The 3,313-nt window shown below is 67.1% G+C and carries 2 protein-coding genes and 2 pseudogenes; 1 reads left to right on the top strand and 3 read right to left on the bottom strand.

The window, feature by feature from the left end; translation table 11 throughout:
- Positions 1-179 precede the first annotated feature (179 nt).
- From ACWEVS_RS46065 to ACWEVS_RS46055, 3 genes and pseudogenes are all read right to left on the bottom strand, one after another.
- Positions 180-587 (bottom strand): annotated as a pseudogene (locus tag ACWEVS_RS46065) (hypothetical protein); the annotation flags it as partial.
- Between the two features lie 63 nt (positions 588-650).
- The gene (locus ACWEVS_RS46060) at positions 651-1,193 is read right to left on the bottom strand and encodes a flavoprotein (protein ID WP_452557567.1); all 543 of its coding nucleotides are present in this window, start codon (positions 1,191-1,193) and stop codon (positions 651-653) included.
- Positions 1,190-2,230, bottom strand: coding sequence for an XRE family transcriptional regulator (locus ACWEVS_RS46055; RefSeq protein ID WP_452557565.1), 1,041 nt, complete (start codon positions 2,228-2,230; stop codon positions 1,190-1,192). Before ACWEVS_RS46055 ends, ACWEVS_RS46060 begins: the two co-directional genes overlap by 4 nt.
- A gap of 148 nt (positions 2,231-2,378) precedes the next feature.
- Between ACWEVS_RS46055 and ACWEVS_RS46050 the strand changes: the two are divergent.
- Positions 2,379-3,313: pseudogene (locus ACWEVS_RS46050) on the top strand (IS3 family transposase); the annotation flags it as partial.

Here is a 3,313-nt window from a genome sequence, read left to right as displayed (position 1 = left end):
CTGCAGCCCTTCCAAGGCCGGCCACCTCTGCAAGGCCATCGCCGTCCTTCAGAACCACCGTGTCGCTCACGCCGCCCGAGGATGAAAAACGTTCACTGACCCTGGCAAAGCTGCGCCTGCCGAGAATTCGTCGTACGCCGATAAGGCCGGCGCGCCGGAGTTCTCCACGAGTATTTCGTCGCGACCTCGGCCGTGTTCACCTGGACGCCTTCCAGTTCGACGCGCCGGTTCCCGGCGATGGCCAGCACGTAGCCCATCCGGCGCTCTTCCAAAGCCGCACGCAGGCGGGGGTCCTGGCCGCAGACCTCATCCCCGCTCGCCCAGGTCGCCTGCACGCCCGCGTCCAATGCGGCCAGGAGCATCTGGGCGGCCAGGGCGGGTTTATTCCACCGGGTGGTGCGCAGCAGTCGCTGCAGCGCCTGCGGGCCGTCGGTGGCGGCGTGCTCGGCCAGGTTCCAGCAGCCCGCTCGCGTAAGCGCAGGCGCAGCCGAAGACCCGTTCGGAGCGGCGCGGCCGGCGGAATGCCGTAGGCACCCGTAGGGCGAGCGCGAGTGAGTTCGCCCGACGGCGTCACGGCGGAGAGTCATCGCTCTTGGCGTGCTGTTGAGTTTCAGTGGATCTGTTTGCGGCCGCATGACCGCCCTTGATCCCTATGAGCCCAATTCGGCAAGTTCGCTGAGCGCGCGTTTCCACGGGTAGGCGTCGAAGCGTGAGCCGCCCGCACCAGGGGCGTGTGGCTCGAACTCGCCGGGGCCGAACAGCACGCGTACGCCTTCAGCGCGTAGGTCTTCGACGCTTCGCAGGAACGGCGTCCTAGCGGCGAGGACGCTGTTGACGAATGGCACGATCACGACCGGGATGCCAAGTCCAGGTGCCTCGGACAGGAGGCCCAGTGCGTAGGTGTCGGCGATGCCCTGGGCGAACTTGTTGATGGTGTTGTAGGTGGCCGGCACGACGATGATGGCGTCGGCTCGGGGCGATTTCGGTTCGGACGGCTTGCGATACTGGCTGCGGACCGGACGGCCGGTTTGTTGCTCCAGCTCCGGGACGTCGATGAAGTCGAGTGCCGGTGGGGTTGCGATGATCTGGACGGTCCATCCTTCGTCCTGGGCCAGGGCGACCAGGCGGCCGACTCCTCCGGCAGGTCTGGCGGCGCAGACGATGATGTAGAGGACCTTGCCGGGCTGGGTCACGCGATGACTCCCACGGATTCGGCGTACTCGCGAGCTTCGCGCCGCACACTGATCGGCGCTGTGACCAGCATGTCACGCACCACTTGCAGTGCCACGTCCCGCCCGGCGACTTCCTCGAGTGCGATCTCTCCGGCGGCTCGCAGGATGTGCAACGCCTGCTCGTGCTTGCCGCACATCAGAAAGGCGCGGGAGGTGTCGAGAAGGAGGGTGGCCTTGCGTTCGTTGATTGGCAGGCTGTCGATCTGGACGTGCCGTGCGTGCTCGATCGCGGTTCCGGCATCGCCCAGGCGTAGCGCGACGTTCACGCGGTGGCACAGGACATTGTTAGGGCCAAACGCGGTCCACATGTGATTGCCGTCGTATCCGAGCCGACTACCCGCCTCGGCTGCCTCGTCCAAGAGTTCGGCGACGTTGTGCCGGTCGCCGCTCTGCGCGGCTGCCACGGCTCCACGGAGCAAAAGCGACCCGTAAATGGACAGATCATCGGGGGACGGGGCATGCATGTCGGCGTCCATGCGTACGGCTGCGGTGCGCGTCGCGTCGGTGGCTGCTCGATGGTGTCCGCCGTCCATCAGCGCATGCGTGATGATGCGGGAGCTCGAGCCGATCACGAGGGGGGCCTTACTGGCGTGGGCGGCTTGCATGCTCCGGTCGGCTGCGAGCCAGGCAAGCCTCGTGTCATCCTGCTTCAACAGCACCGATGCCGCTACGTGGTGCGCCTCGGCTGACAGAGCATGCGCCTGGAGTTGCGCGTCGCCGCTCAACTGGGCGCAGGCTGCGCGAAGACCCCGCAGGAGCGCGGGTAGGTCCTCGGCGACCTGTGTATATCGACAGGCTTGGTAATTCTGCTTCGCGGCCACCACGTCAGCGGAAAGAGCCTGCAAGTCGACTGGCCCATTCGTTGGAGCGGTGTAATCGACGAGGACGGTCGCGAGGTTTTCGAGATGTCGGCTGGCCTGTGTCGCCTGGTCTGGATGTCCCAGCACGGCGCTGAACAGTGCGGCTCCGGTCAAGCCGACGAATTCACGTCGTCGCATGCTGCCATTCTTTCCCCGATTAGTGATGTGTGGTAGTCGATGTTCCGCGTCGATCGGGAACGAGGTCGGGCGTTCCCCCTGAGGACTGGACACCTGAGACCCTGGACCTTGCTGGTTCGGGGAAGATCAGGAGAGTGTCCCGTTGGGGATGGCGGTGGCGTTGTATGAGTCCAGGCCGGGCGCGACGATCGCAGGGATCGCCGCTGACCTGGGGATCAGTTCCGAGACGTTGCGGAACTGGATCCGGGCGGCACGCGCCGAGCGGGGTGAGCCAGGGCGGTCGGGACGCAGGCCGAGAGCCGGTGACAGCGGCGGTGAGGCGTCGCTGGAAACGGTGGAGGCCGAGAACGCCGCGTTGCGACGCCGGGTGCGTGAGCTGGAGGAAGAGCGGGACATCCTGCGCAAGGCCGCCCGGTATTTCGCCGGGGAGACGCGCTGGTGAACCGCTTCCAGTTCGTTGCCGACCACGCAGGCGCCTTCGGGGTGAAGCGGTTGTGCCGGATCGTCGGGGTCGCCCGCTCCAGCTTCTACCACTGGCTGTCGGCGGCGCCGGCGCGGGCCGAGCGGCAGCGCCGGGACCAGGCGCTCGCCGAACAGATCCGGGCCATCCATGCCGAGTATGACGGCACCTACGGAGCGCCGCGCATCACTGCGGAGCTGCGTGAGCGTGGCCGGCTGGTGAACCGCAAGCGGGTCGAGCGCATCATGCGCGCTTTTGCCATCGTGGGCGTGCACCTGCGCAAGAAGGTCCGCACCACGGTGCCGGAGGCAGCCGGCCGCAAGGTTGCCGACCTGCTCCAGCGTGACTTCACCGCTACCGCGCCGAACCGGCGCTACGTGGGCGACATCACCTATCTGCCCGTCGCCGACGGCACGCACCTGTATCTGGCGACAGTGATCGATCTGTGCTCGCGCAAGCTGGCGGGCTGGTCGATCGCCGACCACATGCGCACCGAGCTGGTGGCCGATGCGCTGCGGGCCGCCGCCCGCGATCGCGGCGGACTGGACGGGGCGATCTTCCATTCGGACCACGGGGCGCAATACAGCGGCAAGCAGTTCGCGGACCTGTGCGCTGAACTGGGC

Source organism: Nonomuraea sp. NPDC003754, assembly GCF_053605785.1.
Note: the sequence above shows the minus strand (reverse complement) of the source record. Positions and strands in the feature narration are given on the sequence as shown.